Annotated in this window: 16 protein-coding genes; 10 read left to right on the forward strand and 6 right to left on the reverse strand. The window is 60.0% G+C overall.

Annotated elements, in window-relative coordinates:
* Positions 1-24: 24 nt before the first annotated feature.
* A complete protein-coding gene (locus tag ACZ9BE_RS15900) occupies positions 25-1251 on the reverse strand; it encodes a molybdopterin molybdotransferase MoeA (protein WP_095182187.1) in 1227 nt (408 codons plus the stop codon).
* Positions 1235-1774 (reverse strand): molybdenum cofactor biosynthesis protein B, encoded by a 540-nt coding sequence (moaB, locus tag ACZ9BE_RS15905; RefSeq protein WP_016770598.1) that lies wholly within the window; start codon positions 1772-1774, stop codon positions 1235-1237. The genes ACZ9BE_RS15900 and moaB overlap by 17 nt, the downstream gene beginning before the upstream one ends.
* Before the next feature lie 81 nt (positions 1775-1855).
* On the opposite strand from moaB, the gene mobA reads away from it, so the two are divergent.
* On the forward strand, positions 1856-2458 hold the full coding sequence (gene mobA / locus ACZ9BE_RS15910; RefSeq protein WP_056788518.1) for a molybdenum cofactor guanylyltransferase MobA: 603 nt from the start codon (positions 1856-1858) through the stop codon (positions 2456-2458).
* A 78-nt stretch (positions 2459-2536) separates the two neighbouring features.
* Positions 2537-2758 carry a YgdI/YgdR family lipoprotein gene (locus tag ACZ9BE_RS15915; RefSeq protein WP_016770600.1) on the forward strand — a complete coding sequence of 74 codons (222 nt, stop codon included), beginning with the start codon at positions 2537-2539 and terminating at the stop codon, positions 2756-2758.
* Positions 2759-2840: 82 nt separating this feature from the next.
* Here ACZ9BE_RS15915 and ACZ9BE_RS15920 read toward each other — a convergent pair whose 3' ends face one another.
* The 3 genes from ACZ9BE_RS15920 to ACZ9BE_RS15930 all read right to left on the reverse strand — a co-directional run bounded on the left by ACZ9BE_RS15920 (position 2841) and on the right by ACZ9BE_RS15930 (position 4469).
* Positions 2841-3731, reverse strand: coding sequence for a pseudouridine synthase (locus ACZ9BE_RS15920; protein ID WP_476249682.1), 891 nt, complete (start codon positions 3729-3731; stop codon positions 2841-2843).
* A gap of 70 nt (positions 3732-3801) precedes the next feature.
* Positions 3802-4119 (reverse strand): hypothetical protein, encoded by a 318-nt coding sequence (locus ACZ9BE_RS15925; RefSeq protein ID WP_016770837.1) that lies wholly within the window; start codon positions 4117-4119, stop codon positions 3802-3804.
* A gap of 113 nt (positions 4120-4232) precedes the next feature.
* The gene (locus tag ACZ9BE_RS15930; protein ID WP_016770838.1) at positions 4233-4469 is read right to left on the reverse strand and encodes a glutaredoxin family protein; all 237 of its coding nucleotides are present in this window, start codon (positions 4467-4469) and stop codon (positions 4233-4235) included.
* 198 nt (positions 4470-4667) lie between these two features.
* Here ACZ9BE_RS15930 and ACZ9BE_RS15935 point away from each other — a divergent pair, with 198 nt between their 5' ends.
* Positions 4668-6380 carry a cation:proton antiporter gene (locus ACZ9BE_RS15935; RefSeq protein ID WP_476249683.1) on the forward strand — a complete coding sequence of 571 codons (1713 nt, stop codon included), beginning with the start codon at positions 4668-4670 and terminating at the stop codon, positions 6378-6380.
* On the opposite strand, the gene ACZ9BE_RS15940 is transcribed toward ACZ9BE_RS15935, so the two are convergent.
* Positions 6377-7585, reverse strand: coding sequence for an ammonium transporter (locus ACZ9BE_RS15940; RefSeq protein WP_041478438.1), 1209 nt, complete (start codon positions 7583-7585; stop codon positions 6377-6379). The genes ACZ9BE_RS15935 and ACZ9BE_RS15940 overlap by 4 nt on opposite strands.
* Before the next feature lie 300 nt (positions 7586-7885).
* Between ACZ9BE_RS15940 and ACZ9BE_RS15945 the strand changes: the two genes are divergently transcribed.
* The 7 genes from ACZ9BE_RS15945 to ACZ9BE_RS15975 all read left to right on the forward strand — a co-directional run bounded on the left by ACZ9BE_RS15945 (position 7886) and on the right by ACZ9BE_RS15975 (position 16266).
* Complete coding sequence (locus ACZ9BE_RS15945; protein ID WP_016770842.1) at positions 7886-8200, forward strand: ElaB/YgaM/YqjD family protein; 315 nt, start codon at positions 7886-7888, stop codon at positions 8198-8200.
* Between the two features lie 2 nt (positions 8201-8202).
* On the forward strand, positions 8203-8589 hold the full coding sequence (locus ACZ9BE_RS15950) for a phage holin family protein (protein WP_008079909.1): 387 nt from the start codon (positions 8203-8205) through the stop codon (positions 8587-8589).
* Positions 8586-8924 (forward strand): hypothetical protein, encoded by a 339-nt coding sequence (locus ACZ9BE_RS15955; protein ID WP_016770844.1) that lies wholly within the window; start codon positions 8586-8588, stop codon positions 8922-8924. The genes ACZ9BE_RS15950 and ACZ9BE_RS15955 overlap by 4 nt, the downstream gene beginning before the upstream one ends.
* 120 nt (positions 8925-9044) lie before the next feature.
* Entirely contained in the window at positions 9045-10208 is a 1164-nt protein-coding gene (locus ACZ9BE_RS15960; RefSeq protein WP_252882442.1) for an EAL domain-containing protein, read from the forward strand.
* A gap of 69 nt (positions 10209-10277) precedes the next feature.
* Positions 10278-11606, forward strand: coding sequence for a deoxyguanosinetriphosphate triphosphohydrolase (locus ACZ9BE_RS15965; protein ID WP_016770846.1), 1329 nt, complete (start codon positions 10278-10280; stop codon positions 11604-11606).
* 380 nt (positions 11607-11986) lie between these two features.
* Positions 11987-12613 carry a response regulator transcription factor gene (locus ACZ9BE_RS15970; RefSeq protein ID WP_041478434.1) on the forward strand — a complete coding sequence of 209 codons (627 nt, stop codon included), beginning with the start codon at positions 11987-11989 and terminating at the stop codon, positions 12611-12613.
* Between the two features lie 8 nt (positions 12614-12621).
* Positions 12622-16266 (forward strand): transporter substrate-binding domain-containing protein, encoded by a 3645-nt coding sequence (locus ACZ9BE_RS15975; RefSeq protein WP_476249684.1) that lies wholly within the window; start codon positions 12622-12624, stop codon positions 16264-16266.
* Positions 16267-16274 lie beyond the last annotated feature (8 nt).

Raw genomic sequence — 16274 nt, forward strand, 5'->3', positions numbered from 1 at the left:
CGACGCGTGCATGGGCGAGATGCTCTACCCCAGAAGGTCACTGAGGGGAATGAAGCTCACTGCATCACCCTCGCTCAGCGTGCGGCCTTCTCGGACTTCCACCAATCCGTCGGCCCACGCCGCGCTACGCAGCACACCCGAACTCTGGTTGCGGTAAATGATCGCCCGCCCCTGCTCCAAGCGCCCGCGCAGATATTCACGACGGTTGCCGGCCACCGGCCAGACAAAGCCTGCTGGCACTGCAAACTTGAGCGGCTCGACATCTTGCACACCCAGGCGTCGCAACAGATAAGGCCGCGTCAGCAAGGCGAACGTCACCAGCGTAGAGGCGGGATTGCCGGGCAGGCCAATCACCGGCACGTTGCGGAAATGGCCGAACGTCAACGGTTTTCCAGGCTTGATGGCCAGCTTCCACAAGGCCAGTTCGCCTTCCTCTCGCAAGGCAATGCCGAGAAAATCCGCTTCACCGACCGAGACACCGCCAGTAGACAGAATCAGATCGACATTTTGCAGTTCGCCCAGCCGCGCCCGCGTCGCGGGTAGATCGTCCGGAAGAATTCCGCCATCGATCACTTCGCAGCCCAGACGCTGCAACCAGCTGCACAGAAGTACGCGATTGCTGTTGTAGATCTGGCCCGGACCCAATGCCTGACCGGGTTCAACCAGCTCGTCCCCAGTGGACAGAACCGCCACCCGCGGCTTGCGCACGACGTTAACCCCGGCACAGCCAAGCGAAGCAGCCAGGCCCTGCTCAATCGGTCCGAGCCGGGTGCCAGCTTGCAGCACCAATTCACCGACCGTGGTTTCCTGGCCCTGCGGACGAATGTTCTGCCCGGCCTTCAAAGGCTCAAGAAAGCGCACTCGGCCGTCGGCCTGAACTTCGGCGTTTTCCTGCATCTCGACACAGTCAGCGCCCGCCGGTAACGGCGCCCCGGTAAAGATGCGTGCGCAGGTACCTGGTTCCAACGACTGCGGAGATTGCCCGGCAAACACCTTTTGACTGACCGGCAGCGGCTCGCCCTGCCAATCAGCCAGGTTCAAGGCGTAGCCGTCCATGGCGCTGTTCGGCCACGGCGGCAGATCCAGCGTCGAGATCAGATCTTCAGCCAGCACCCGCCCTTCGACTTGAGACAGCGGCAAGTATTCGCGCTCGACAATGCGCGACGCATCGGCCATGGCCAGCAAACGCTCGAGCGCCGTTTCGACAGGCAGCAGACTGCCGGTCTTGCCCGGCTTACCCACGGGATTCACACGGCGCCGCCTGCTTCAGGTGGGTGACAAAGTTGCACGGACGATGACGGGCGTCCAGTTGCTCAGCGAGAATGCCGTCCCAGCCGGTGCGCACTGCATTGGTCGAACCCGGCAGGCAGCACACCAGCGTGCCGTTGGCCAGACCAGCCAAGGCCCGGGACTGCACGGTCGAAGTGCCGATATCGGCCACGGAGATCTGGCGGAACAGTTCGCCGAATCCGTCGACCTGTTTGTCGAGCAGGCATGCCACCGCTTCCGGTGTGCTGTCACGCCCGGTAAAGCCAGTGCCGCCGGTGATCAGCACAACCTGGACCACATCGTCGGCAATCCAATTGGCGACTTGCGCGCGAATTTTGTAGAGATCATCTTTAAGCAAAACACGCTCGGCCAGCGCGTGACCGGCCGCGATCAAGCGATCGACGAAGACCTGGCCGGAGGTATCGGTTTCCAGGGTTCGGGTGTCGCTGACAGTCAGCACCGCAATATTGAGCGGCACGAAAGGTACATCAGCCTTGGCTTTCATAGGCTCTTCCAGTTGTAGGGGAAACAGCCCGGTGTTATATCACAGCGGCTCATTTTTCCGCCGCCCCTCTGGAGAGTCGTCATGCCCTCGAACAAGCCGTTGCCACCCTGCTCCGTCCTGCTTCTGGCCGGTGGACGCGGTCAACGCATGGGCGGTCAGGACAAGGGCCTCATCGAGTGGCTGGGCGAGCCGTTGATCGCGCATCTCCAGCGCAAGGTACGGCCGCTGACCGACGATCTGATCATCTCGTGCAACCGCAATCGCGAGCGTTATGCCGGGTTTGCCGATCAGTTGGTAATGGATGATGAAGGCGATTTCCCCGGGCCGCTGGCCGGTATTCGTGCTGGACTGAAAGCGGCGCGCCATGCGCATTTGCTGGTGTTGCCATGCGATGTGCCGCGAATCGACACGGCGTTGCTGGAAGCCATGCTGACCACTGCCGATCTGCAACGTGAAAAACCTTTAATGCTGCGCCACGGCGAGCACTGGGAACCGCTGTTGTGCGTGATTCCGGTGGCGCTGTTGCCAGCGTTCGAAGCAGCCTGGAATGCAGGCGAGCGCAGCCCGGGCAGGGTGATGCGCAGTCTCGGCGCCGTCGCATTGCAATGCCCTGACAACGACCCGCGACTGGCCAACCTCAACACCCCCGAATTGTTACATCTGCACAACACTGTGTCAGACTGACACTATCCAAGGAACTCTCACGCCTTGTTTACGTCTCAAGCTCAGTAACCAGAAGATTTCCCATTCGGAGACACACTCATGACTCAACGGACCCTCGCCACTTTCATGCTCGCACTGGGCCTGGCAACCCTCGCCGGTTGCTCCTCGCCGACAGTGATCACCTTGAATGACGGTCGCGAAATCCAGGCCGTCGACACCCCGAAATACGATGATGATTCGGGCTTCTACGAGTTCCAGCAGCTGGACGGCAAAGAGACCCGCATCAACAAGGATCAGGTTCGTACCGTTAAAGAGCTGTAAGGCTCCGCGTCGTTACCGGATACAGAAAAGCCCGCATTGTCATGCGGGCTTTTTCATGGGCGCTCGGAAAGCAGTTTCAGCATTACCACTGCAAGGTGATTCGACTCTCGAACTCCCGCAATTCCCCGGTCACCGGGTCAATGAAGCGCAGGCCCTGCGCAAGCAGCTTCAACGGGTTGGCGTAGTCGTCCTCGACATCTTTCAACACCGTCGGATAAAACGGGTCGTTGCAAATACTCGCTCCCAGCGCCGTCATGTGCACCCGCAACTGATGCTTCTTGCCCGTCACGGGATACAGGCCATAGCGCCACAGATCACCATTTTTCTCACGCACCTCCACCGCCGTTTCGGTGTTGCTGGCGCCAGGCCCTTCTTGCATGCGGAAGAACGGCTCGCCATCGACCAGGCGGCTCTTGTGCACCAAGGGGAAATTCAACTCGGGCAGCGCCGGGGCGATCGCTTCATAGCGCTTGTCGATCTGCCGCGTCGGGAACAACGACTGATAGGCCGAGCGGGTTTGCGGGTTGGCCGAGAAGATCACCAGACCTGCCGTGTGCCGGTCGATGCGGTGCAGCGGCACCAGATGCGGATTGTCCAGCCGACGGATCAGCCGGCGCAGCAGGGTTTGTTCGACATATTCTCCGGCCGGGGTGACTGGCAGAAAGTGAGGTTTGTCGGCCACCACCAAGTGTTCATCGGCGTACAGAATAGACTCGAGCACCGGTATCGGCTTCTCGTCCGGCACTTCGCGAAAGTAGTGAATGCGCAAACCTTCCTTGTACGGCAAGTCCAGCGCAATCGGCTGGCCCTGCGCATCCAGCACCCGCCCGCGAGCAATCCGGTCGAGCCATTGTTCGCGGCCGATGGCGCTGAAGTGCTCGCACAGGCAATCGACTACCGTCAGCCAGGAACCGGGCGGCAAATACAAGGTGCTGGCCTGATTGTGCGCAGCGGAAAATACGGGGCTGGTCATACGAAACAGAAATCCTCAATGCAGGCCGGCATTATCCAACAGTGAGGCAAAGCCACCTAGCGCAGTTTCATCAGGCCGGAATCGACTTGAGTGCCGCCGCTTCGGTGAACTCCTTCAGCCAGCGCAAGACATCGACCGCCTCCCAGCGACCCGGATCGTACAAGGCATACAGCAGGCCCTGATAACCGACCACATCCAGCTGCTTGTGATAACCGGCGCGCTGAAACAGGGCTTCGATCTCGGCAAAGCAGGTGTTGAAATGCAGCTTGTTGAACGGCGTCTTGCCTTCCGTGACCAGCCCGTCCAGGCGCAATTCGAGGACGGCCTCGCGCACCACGTCGACCGACATCCGGTTAACGCTGCTCTTCAACTGTTCGACATTGACCACGATTCATCCCTCTGACTCGATTGCTGTATGGACATACAGTAACCGAAGAAGTCAGCGAGCGCCAACGCAAGGATGTATCGCTGCGACCAGCGGAAGAACGGTAGTAAACCCCATCATCGTAAAAACGCCGCGATTTCATCGCCACTGAACGGCCAATCCAGCTCCGCGCCAGTGTCAACGCGCCGCAGTACCGGGATGCGCAAGCTGTATTTTTCGAACCACGATTCGTCTTCGGCAATGTCCACCAGTTCAACCAGCAGACCATGCTCGACGAAGGGCATCAGCTCGGCTTCGGCGACTTCACACAGATGACACCCGAGGGTGCCGAACAGCTGACATTCAGGAGGCATGACGGCATTACCGGAAAACAAGTGAGCCCATTCTAGGACGCCACTAAACCGTCGTCGACCCGGCGCCGCCCAAAGGACCCAACGCTCCCGGCGCAAAATCCTGACGCAAATCATTCAGCGCAAATTGCAAATGCGTCATCCTCGCGGACTTTTTGCCTCTACGCTTCAGAGGCCAACGCCCTGACAGCGGAGTGTCCCGTGTTTGCAAATCTGTTGATCATCCTCGCCTCATCCCTGGTGGTGATTGCCCTGTTCCGACGCCTGCGACTGCCGCCGGTACTGGGTTACCTGTGCGTGGGATTACTGGTCGGGCCGAACGCATTCGACTGGGTCAACGAGAGCGAACATCTGCCGGATGTCGCCGAGCTGGGCGTGGTGTTTCTGCTGTTCTCCCTGGGCCTGGAGTTCTCCCTGTCGAAGATGATTGCGCTGCGTCAGGTGGTGTTTCGCCTCGGCAGTCAGCAAGTGCTGATCAGCGCAGCGCTGCTCGGCACCCTGTTGATGGGCCTGGGCATGCCGCTGATGCCGGCGCTGTTGCTCGGTGCCGGTTTATCGCTGTCATCCACGGCGATCGTGACCAAGGAGCTGGGCAGCCTTGGTGAAGTGTTCAGCAGTCACGGCCAGAACGCGGTCGGCGTGCTGCTGTTTCAGGACGTTGTCGCGGTATTGCTGCTGACACTGGTTCCGGTGTTCGCTGGCACCAGCGAGCAGGCCTGGTATTGGGCCCTGCCGCTGACCCTGGGCAAAACCGTAGTGCTGTTCTTCGGCCTGCTGCTCGCCAGTCGCTGGTTATTGCCACGGCTGTTTCATGAGGTGGCGGCCTCGCGTTCGGCGGAGCTGTTCGTTCTTCTGGCGCTGGTGATCGTGCTGCTGACCGCCTGGCTCACGCACTTGCTGGGGCTGTCGCCTGCACTCGGCGCTTTCCTTGCCGGCATGTTGCTAGGGGAAAGCCATTACCGGCACCAGATCGAAGCTGACATCCGGCCCTTTCGCGACATCCTGCTCGGCGTGTTCTTCGTCAGCATCGGCATGCTGATCGACCTGCAATTGTTCGTCAGTCACAGCCTGTTGATCATCGGCCTGACGCTCGGCCTGATGCTGATCAAGGGCATCGTGGTCGCGCTGCTGGTGAAGTGGCGCGGCAGCGACAGCGAAACCGCATGGCGCAGCGGCCTGGCCCTGGCCCAGGGTGGCGAATTCTGTTTTGCCTTGATGGCGCAGATGCAGCAGAACAGCCTGTTGCCGGCCGAGCCGGGTGCACTGCTGCTCGCGGCGACGTTCTGTTCGATGCTGCTCACGCCACTGCTGTTGCGTGCGGCGCCGCGCATTGCGGCCGTGCTGCACCGCAAGCCCAATCAGGAAGCGCAGATCGAACAGATCAGCGCGCTCAACGCCGACCTCGACCAGCACGTGGTGATCTGCGGCTACGGTCGCGTCGGCCAGTCCATCGGCCGCTTCATGGGCAATGCGGGGCAAGCCTATGTTGCGCTGGACAACGATCCGGTGCGGGTGCAGGAAGCCGCATCCGCGGAAAGCGACGTGCATTACGGCGACTCGTCGCGTGGCGATCTGCTTACTGCGGTTGGCCTGTTGCGCGCCAGGCTGCTGGTGATTGCCGTGGATCAAAGTGACGTGGCGTTGCGCATTCTGCGCGAAGCCCGGCGACTCAACCGACAGGTGCCGATTCTGGTACGCACCCGTGACGACAGCCAATCGGCGGAGCTCAGAGCCGCCGGCGCCACCGAGGTGGTGCCGGAGCTTCTGGAGTCGAGCCTGATGCTCGCTTCACACGCGCTGATCATGCTTGGCCTGCCCGCGCACAAAGTGCAGGAGAAGGTCGATCAAGTGCGTATCGATCGCTATCGCCTGCTCCACGGTTTCTATCCCGGAGCCAATGATGAGGAAATCTAGTCCTGACTCACCGCGCCGATCTTGTGCAGCGACAGGTCGGCGCCGTAATACTCTTGTTCCTGACTCAGGCGCAGCCCATGCAATGCCTTGATCGCGCCGTAGACGACGAAGCCGCCGACCAGCGCCACCGCGACGCCAAGCGCAGTGCCGATCAACTGGCTGATCAGGCTGACGCCGCCCAGGCCACCCAGCGCAGACTGACCGAAGATGCCGCAGGCAATCCCGCCCCACACGCCACACAAACCATGCAACGGCCAGACACCCAAGACATCATCGATGCGCCATTTGACTTGCGCAGCGGTAAAGCACCAGACAAACAAGGCTCCGGCGATCGCGCCGGTCACCAGCGCTCCGACCGGATGCATCAGGTCGGAGCCGGCGCAAATCGCCACCAGCCCGGCCAGCGGGCCGTTGTGCAGAAAGCCCGGGTCATTGCGCCCAACGATCAACGCCGCGACGGTACCGCCGACCATGGCCATCAGCGAGTTGACCGCGACCAGGCCACTGACGCCTTGCAGCGTCTGCGCGCTCATCACGTTGAAGCCGAACCAGCCGACAATCAGGATCCACGAGCCCAGTGCGAGAAACGGAATGCTCGACGGCGCGAACGCGACCAGGCGTCCATCGCGATAGCGACCATTGCGCGGGCCGAGCAGCAGAACAGCGGCCAACGCCAGCCAACCGCCCACGGCATGCACCACCACCGAGCCGGCGAAATCATGGAATGCCGCGCCAAACTGCGCCGCCAGCCAGCCTTGCAAACCGAAGTTACCGTTCCAGATCAGCCCTTCGAAGAACGGATAGATAAACGCCACGATCAGCGCCGTCGCGCACAACTGCGGGACAAACCGCGCGCGTTCGGCAATGCCGCCGGAAATGATCGCCGGGATCGCGGCAGCGAAGGTCAGCAGAAAGAAAAACTTCACCAGTCCATAGCCATGGTCAGCCGTGAGCACCGCCGCCGGTTGCATGAAGGTGACGCCATAGGAGATCCAATAGCCTATAAAGAAATAGGCCAGGGTCGAGACGGCGAAATCGCTGAGGATTTTCGCCAGCGCGTTGACCTGGTTCTTCTGCCGGACCGTGCCGACCTCCAGAAAGGCGAAACCGGCGTGCATCGCCAGTACCATCACCGCACCGATCAGAATGAACAACGTGTTGGAGCTGTGAACCAGCGTGTCCACAGCGCTTTGCAGATTTTCCATGAGGAGGCAGACCCAAGGCTAAAAGGCACCAAAGCGGTTCATGTGTGCATTTCATGCACCAAATTACGACTCATCAAATATCCAACGGCAGGGTTGATGAACTGATTTGGCGCATATATCGATGTCTGATCACGAACCGCGAGCAAATGAATTAGAGTTTTCTGCTCGGACGCCCGGCAACAGCGCACATACGCCGAGCGACGCACCACGACACAGCAAAAGTTGTACCAGGCATTTGCACTGAACCTTCGCGCAAGGCTCATACTCGAACGCTTCAAAGCCACCTACGGAGATCCACCCATGGCCAGCATCAAGGCAAAGACTGCTCAAGAAATCCTGATGAACGACTTCCAGACTCTGGTCGCCGACACCGAACGCTTGCTCGAACACACCAAGACCCTCGCTGGTGATCAGGCCGATGAGCTGCGTGCCCAGATTCATGACAGCCTGCTGCGTGCCCGGGAAACCCTGAAGGTGACCGAAGACACGCTGCGTGAGCGCGGTCAGGCGGCCGTAACCGCTACTGAAGACTATGTGTCGGCCAACCCATGGCAGTCGGTGGGCATCGCTGCCGGCGTCGGCTTTCTGATCGGCCTGCTGGCAACTCGGCGCTGATCATGTCGATCGGTGAATCCGGCCCGACTGCGGGCACCGCCTCCTCCACGCGTCGCCTCGGCGCTGCCGTTCTGGGCCTGCTGCACAGTCATGTCGAACTGTTCGGCATCGAACTGCAGGAGCAGAAATCACGCACTGTCAGCCTGCTGCTGTTCGCCGGCCTGGCGCTGGTTTTTGCCCTGCTGTTGCTGGTAGGTCTGTCGACGCTGGTGATGATCATCTTCTGGGACACCTACCGCCTGGCGGCGATCATCGGCCTGTGCGTGTTTTACACGCTGGCGTCGATCTTCTGCGGTCTGCGCCTCAAAGCGGCGATTTTCGATGAGTCCTCGCCTTTCCACGGCACGCTCGAAGAGCTGGCCAACGACCGGGAGCGCCTGCTGCCATGAGCCTGCCTGAACTTCCGCACAACAGCTCGCGCCGGGAAATGCGCAAGGCGCTGATCCGCCTGCGCATGGAAATGCACCGTCAGGAAATCCGCCACGAAACCGCGCAAGTGCTGCAACCGTTGCAGCGCATGCGTGGCATGAAGCAGAACGTGCAGGATGGTTTCGGCATCAAGCATGCGCCGTTGTGGGGCGTGGCGGCGGTGACGCTGCTGGGTTTCCTCACCGGCAAAGGCTCGAAACGCAGCAGTGGTGGCGGCTTGACGCGACTGCTGCGTCTGGGCACGACGCTTGGGCCGCTGATCAGACTGGTCATGCACAGCTCAGGCAAACGCTGAATCGCCCTTTTGGCTACATTCTTGCAGTAGCGCCGGGATGAATCTCCTTATCGGGAGATTCCATCCCGCGTGCCTATCCGGCAAGCGCGGCCAAACCAAAAACAAGATTAAGGACTTGCCGTGATCGACGGGCAACCGCTCGCCTGTTTTCAGCCTTTCATCGATACCGCCACCGGCCGCATTGCAGGCGTCGAAGCATTGGGTCGCCTGCGTCAGAGCGATGGTCAACTGACCTCGGTAGGACCGTTGTTCGCCGATCCGCGCACGCCGGCCACTGCCTTGCGCCGTCTCGACCGGCAAATCCGTGATCACGCCCTCAGCCGCCTGCATGAAGCGCCGGCCGAGTGGTTTCTCAGTCTGAACATGTCGCCACGCTGGATCAGCCGCCTGCGCGCCGATCAAGCGCTGCCAAGTCTCAAACAACTGGCGCGACACGAGGTTGATCCGCAGCGCATCGTTTTCGAGATCACCGAACTGGGTGGTAACAGCGAACGCCTGGCCCACGTGGTCGGGCGCTACCGTGACGCAGGGGCGAGAATCGCCATTGATGATTTCGGCGCAGGCTATTCGCAGCTGGATCGGGTGCTGGCCCTGCAACCGGACATTCTCAAGCTCGATATGCGCCTGTTTCAGGCTGCAGCCCTCGGCGGACCGAGCAGCGATGTGGTAAAGGCTCTCGCCCAGATGGCCGAGAAAACCGGCTGCTGGATCATCGCCGAAGGCGTCGAAACCGAAGCGCAGCTGAATTTCGCGCTGGAGTGCGGCTCGCGCTATGTGCAGGGATTTCTCTTCGCCCGGGCACAAGAAGAATTCTTCGCTACCGATGCCTTCGTCGCGCATTTCGCGCAATTGCGGCAACGCTACGTGAAGCAGAAACTCAGCGAGCGCGGGCGGCTGATGCAAATGCGTCAGCAGCTCAGCGAACTGATGGCGATTCTGCAGCAATGGGCGCAGGCCCGCGCCCCGCTCAGTGCGTTGCCGCAATTGCAGGCGTTTCCCTGGCTGCTGCGCTTTTATCAGTGCGACCGCCACGGCACGCAGCTGACCCCCAACCTGGAATGGCGCCATAACGGCTGGTTCGCCGATGATCGCTATCTGGGGCACAACTGGTCGTGGCGACCGTACTTCTATCATCTGCTGGCCGAAGGCTGGGAAGAACGCCGCCTGACCCTGTCCAACACCTATCGCGACGCCACCAGCAACCAGTATTGCCTGACTGCCGGACAGTTTTTCGATAACGGTGAACGCTTGCTGTTGATCGATATCGACGCAGCAGGCCTGTAGTTCCGCTTGCAGGCGCGCAGCCGAACCGGGAAGCTAGGGCGATCAGTCACCAGACGGAGAGATTCAGCCTTGGATTGGCCAACCCTGCTCAACCGCGAACGCCTCGGCAAGCCGCTGCACAGCCCCCAAGAACTCGGCCGCAGCCCTTTTCACAAAGACCATGACCGCATCATTTTCTCCGGGGCCTTCCGCCGCCTCGGGCGCAAGACCCAAGTGCATCCGGTCACCAGCAACGATCACATTCACACGCGCCTGACCCATTCGCTGGAAGTCAGTTGTGTCGGCCGTTCGCTGGGCATGCGTGTCGGTGAAACCTTGCGCAGCGCGCTGCCAGACTGGTGCGACCCGGCCGACCTCGGCATGGTCGTGCAGTCGGCCTGCCTGGCCCATGACATCGGCAATCCGCCATTCGGCCATTCCGGCGAAGACGCGATTCGCCACTGGTTTCAACAAGCCGCCGGACGTGGCTGGCTGGACGGCATGAGCGAGGCCGAGCGTGGTGATTTCCTCAATTTCGAAGGCAATGCTCAAGGCTTTCGCGTGCTGACGCAGCTGGAATATCACCAGTTCGATGGCGGCACGCGCCTGACTTACGCGACGCTGGGCACCTATCTGAAGTACCCGTGGACCGCGCGCCACGCCGACTCCCTCGGCTACAAGAAACACAAATTCGGCTGCTACCAAAGCGAACTGCCGCTGCTCGAACAGATCGCGCACAAACTCGGTCTCCCGCAAATCGAAGACCAGCGCTGGGCACGCCATCCATTGGTGTACTTGATGGAGGCTGCCGATGACATCTGCTATGCGCTGATCGATCTCGAAGACGGTCTGGAAATGGAGCTGCTCGAATACGCCGAAGTCGAGTCACTGCTGCTCGGTCTGGTCGGCGACGATTTGCCGGAAACCTATCGCCAGCTCGGCCCGCAGGATTCCCGGCGGCGCAAACTGGCGATCCTGCGCGGCAAGGCCATCGAGCACCTGACCAACGCGGCAGCGCGGGCATTTGTCGAACAGCAGGATGCTCTGCTCGCCGGCACACTGCACGGCGATCTGGTCGAACACATGCACGGGCCGGCAAAGCGCTGCGTGTTGAACGCCAAGGACATCGCGCGCAAGAAGATCTTCCAGGACAAGCGCAAGACGCTGCATGAGATCGGCGCGTATACCACGCTGGAGATTCTGCTCAATTCGTTCTGCGGTGCCGCGCTGGAGCAGCACAACGGCCGCACGCCGTCGTTCAAGAGCCGGCGTATTCTCGATTTGCTCGGCAACAATGCGCCGGACCCTCAAGGTTCGCTGCACAGTTCGTTTCTGCGCATGATCGATTTCATCGCCGGCATGACCGACAGTTACGCCAGTGACATGGCACTGGAAATGACCGGCCGCTCAAGTCATTGATCGTCCCCCATCAGCCGGCCATTGGTCTGGCCGGCTGATGCCCGGTGAGTTATCGCCACGAACGTTATACGCGTTCTTTAAACTGGTAAGACTGGATCGCGCTGACCCAGGCAACCAAACAAAACGAACCGCACTTGTTAAACACAACTTTAAACACCAGTAAATAATTGGAGATCAATATTGGCTCTCGGATAATTTCCATCTTCGGCGAATTGAACGCTCGTGCTTCCTTACGCCAATCCTAATTTCAACGTAGTCCATTTCTTCATTACGCGTAGGATTAATCCGATAACGTAGTCGCGACACTACCAGTCCATGCGAGTGCTCATGCATCTGAGCTAAGGTGCGCGCTTTATTCATGCTTGCATGGGACTCTATTTATGAACTCCGTTTTTATTGTGGACGATCATCCGGTCATCCGCCTCGCCGTGCGAATGCTCCTGGAACATGAAGGCTACAAGGTCGTCGGTGAGACCGATAACGGTGTCGATGCCATGCAGATGGTCCGTGAATGCATGCCCGACCTGGTCATTCTCGATATCAGCATTCCCAAGCTGGACGGCCTCGAAGTACTGGCCCGCTTCAACACCATGGGTTCCAATTTCAAGATTCTGATTCTGACGGCGCAGTGTCCTACGCTGTTCGGTATCCGCTGCATGCAATCCGGTGCATCGGGATATGTCTGCAAGCAGGAAGACTTGAGCGAATTGGTCAGCGCAATCAAAGCGGTACTTTCCGGTTACAACTACTTCCCCAGTCAGGCACTTAATCCGGTGCGCAGCGATGACACTCGATATGCAGAACTTGAACTATTCAAATCCGTTAATGATCGCGAGCTGATGGTATTGCAGTTATTTGCACAAGGACGCACCAACAAGGAAATTGCCAAGGGCATGTTTCTGAGCAACAAGACCGTCAGCACTTATAAAAAGCGTCTGATGCAAAAACTCAAAGCCAGATCCCTTGTAGAACTTATCGAGATGGCCAAACGCAACGCACTCGTGTGAGACCCCACATGCCCAGCCGTCTGAAGGACTACCTGATCACCTTGAGCGCCGTTCTGTATCTGAGCGCCAATGCCTTCGCCTCGCCAAGCCCCTCACCCGACTATGCGTTGCTCAGCCGCTCGGCAACCGAGGCTGTCGGGATTGTCCTGCAATCGTCACAACGGCAATGGCTACAGACTCGCAGCGAACTGAAACTGGGTACCTCCGCACCTGATTACCCGCCATTCGACATGACCGTCAGTGGCCAGGACTACGAGGGACTGACCGCCGATTACGCAGGGATTCTCGGTCAAGCCACCGGTTTGCCGATTCGCGTGCAACGCTTTCCCTCGCGCGAGGCTGCCATTCGCGCCTTGATCGATGGCCAGATCGACCTGCTTGGCACAGCCAACGGCTACGAAGCAGGCAATGCCAACCTCGCGTTCTCCACACCTTACGCGGTCGATCAGCCGGTACTGGTGACCCGCGAAGATGAAACCCGCTCGCTAACCGAAGGCCTCGCCGGCCTGCGCCTGAGCATGGTGTATCACTATTTGCCGCTGCCGGAGATCAAGGCGCTGTATCCCAAAGCGCTGATCACCTGCTATCCGTCCTATCAGAACGCAATCAACGCGGTGGCCTTCGACCAGGCCGATGTGTTTCTCGGCGACACCCTCTCCACCCATTACATGATCAACAAGGGCTATCTCAATAACGTCCGCATGGCCAACTTCGGCAAGCAGGAAGCCCATGGCTTCAGCTTCGCCGTGCGGCGCAGCAATCCGCAGTTGCTGGGCATCATCGACACCGTGCTAGCAGCGATCCCGCGCAGCCAGCGCGATGACATCGCCAAACGCTGGAGCGCCGGCAGCGACCTGCTGCTCACCGACAGTAAACTCCAGCTGACGGATCGTGAGGAGAACTGGCTCAAGCAGCATCCCGTCGTCAGCGTAGTGGTCAATGAGGCGTACGCACCGTTGACCTTCTTCGACAGCGCCGGCAATTTCCGCGGCATCAGTGCCGACCTGCTCGAGCTGATCCGCTTGCGTACCGGCCTGCGTTTCGAAATCCAGCGCAGCCGTAACGATGCGGAAATGATCAGGCAGATCGACAATCACAAAGCCGATCTGATTGCCGCCCTGCTGCCCAGCGCCGAACGTGAAAAAAACCTGAGTTTCAGTCGTCCCTATCTGGAAAATTCCTACGTGCTGCTGACCCGCAAAAGCGCCGACAGCCCGACCAACCTGGCCCAACTCAAAGGCAAGCGTCTGGCGATCGCCCAAGGCAATCCGCTGGTCGCCTACTTGCATGAGAATTTTCCGGGCATCGAACTGATCGAAACCCCCGACACCTTCAGCGCCGTGTCGATGCTGGCCGACAATCACGTCGACGGCGCGGTGAACTCGCTGGTAATCGCCAACTATTTCATCTCATCGCGCATATTCGATCGGCCATTGCAAATCACCACCACGATCGGCACCAGTCAGGCAGCCTTCTCGTTGGCGACCGCCCGTGACAACACCGAACTGGCCTCGATCATCAACAAGGCGCTGCTGAGCATCGCTCCCGAGGAGCTCGGCGTGATCAACGGCCGCTGGCGCGGTTACTCCACGGCATCACAGAACATCTGGCAAAACTACCAGCGCCTGTTCTACCAAGTAGTCGCAGCCGCCGGCCTGATCCTGCTGCTGTTGTTGACCTGGAACGCCTACATGCGCCACCAGATCAAGCAACGTCAGGCCGCCGAACGCGCGCTGAACGATCAACTGGAGTTCATGCGCTCGCTGGTCAACGGCACGCCGCACCCGATCTACGTGCGAGATCGCCAGGGTCTGCTGCAAAGTTGCAACGACAGTTATCTCGAAGCGTTCAACGCCAGACGCGAGGACATCATCGGCAAAGGCGTCGTGCAAGGCACCCTGAGCAACGCATGCGAGGCCGAGGCGTTCCAGGCCGATTACCAGAGAGTCATTGCCGAAGGCATTCCCTTGATACTCGACCGGCCTCTGCACATCGGCAGCCGCCGCCTGACGATTTACCACTGGATACTTCCCTACCGCGACTCCAGCGGTGCCGTCCAGGGCATCATTGGCGGCTGGATCGATATCAGTGAACGCCGCCAATTGTTTGAAAAACTGCGTGCGGCCAAAGAACAGGCAGACGAGGCGAACCGGGCCAAAAGTACCTTCCTGGCAACCATGAGCCACGAGATCCGTACACCGATGAACGCCGTGATCGGCATGCTCGAACTGACCCTGCGACGCATCGATCCGCAGCACCCCGATCGCGCTTCGATCGACACGGCCTACCATTCGGCCAAGGATCTGCTCGGGCTGATCGGCGATATCCTCGACATCGCCCGCATTGAGTCCGGCCGTCTGAGCCTGTCTCCGGAGTGGATCAATCTGGTCGACACGGTGACCTCCGTTGCGCGCATCTTCGACGGCCTAGCGCGGCAGAAAAACCTTGCCTTGCAAGTCGTCTTCAACCCGCCGAACCCGGCTGTGGATGTGCACCTGGATCCGCTGCGCTTCAAGCAAGTGCTGTCCAACCTGGTCAGCAATGCCATCAAGTTCACCGAAAGCGGCCACGTGCGGATCACCCTCGACCTGATCCCGGCAGACGCTGCTGGGCGAACATTGATGCAGCTGACCGTGCAGGACAGCGGCTCAGGCATCAGCGCCGAAGATCAACAGCGCTTGTTCGAACCTTTCTCGCAGGCGGATAACGGCAGTAGGCAGGCAAAAAACGGCGCCGGACTCGGGCTGGTCATCAGTCGCAACCTGTGCGAAATGATGGGCGGACAACTGCAGTTGAGCAGCCAGCCCGGCATCGGCACTCAGGTTTGCATATCGCTGCCGCTGGACAGCCTGCCGGCAAAGGCGAATCCGCCGAAAAGCGAACCGTTGATCAAGCCTGCGACAACGCCGTTACATGTCCTGGTTGTCGACGACCATCCGGCCAACCGTTTGCTCATGTGTCAGCAACTGGAGTTTCTCGGTCATCGCTTCAGCATTGCCGAAGATGGCTGCAGCGGCCTCGAGCGGTGGAAGGCCGATCATTTCGATCTGGTGATCGTCGACTGCAACATGCCCTTGATGAACGGCTATGACATGACCCGTGGGATTCGCCAGCTTGAACTGCAAAACCACCGCCCGCCTTGCACCGTGCTGGGTTTCACCGCCAATGCCCAGCCCGAAGAAGTCCAGCGCTGCAAGCTCGCCGGCATGGACGACTGCCTGTTCAAACCGTTGAGTCTGACCTTGCTCGGACAATGGATCGACGGCATCACGCCGGCATCACCGGCCTCGGTCTTCGACCTGCAAAGTCTGAGCCTGCTGACCGGCAACAACCCCGGGCAAACCCGGCGCATGCTGGTGGAACTGCTCAAGAGCAGCCGTCTCGACCGCGAAGAACTGCTGAGGCTGTCGCCCGAGGATGATCGCGAAGCGCTGGCAGTGGTTGCGCACAAGATCAAGGGCGCAGCACGCATCGCGCAGGCCTCGCGGTTGATCGAATGTTGCGATGAGCTCGAGGACGCCTGCCAGCAAGCGCTCGCGTCACAGGAGATTGCCCGTCGCTGGGCGGCAACCAGCCAAGCGATGCTCGAACTGGCGCAGGCCCTGCAACAGCAATTGACCCTGGCCGATCAAGGCACAGTGAGCGAGTCTTAACTATGCTT

The sequence above is a fragment of the Pseudomonas sp. TE9122 genome, from assembly GCF_056278925.1.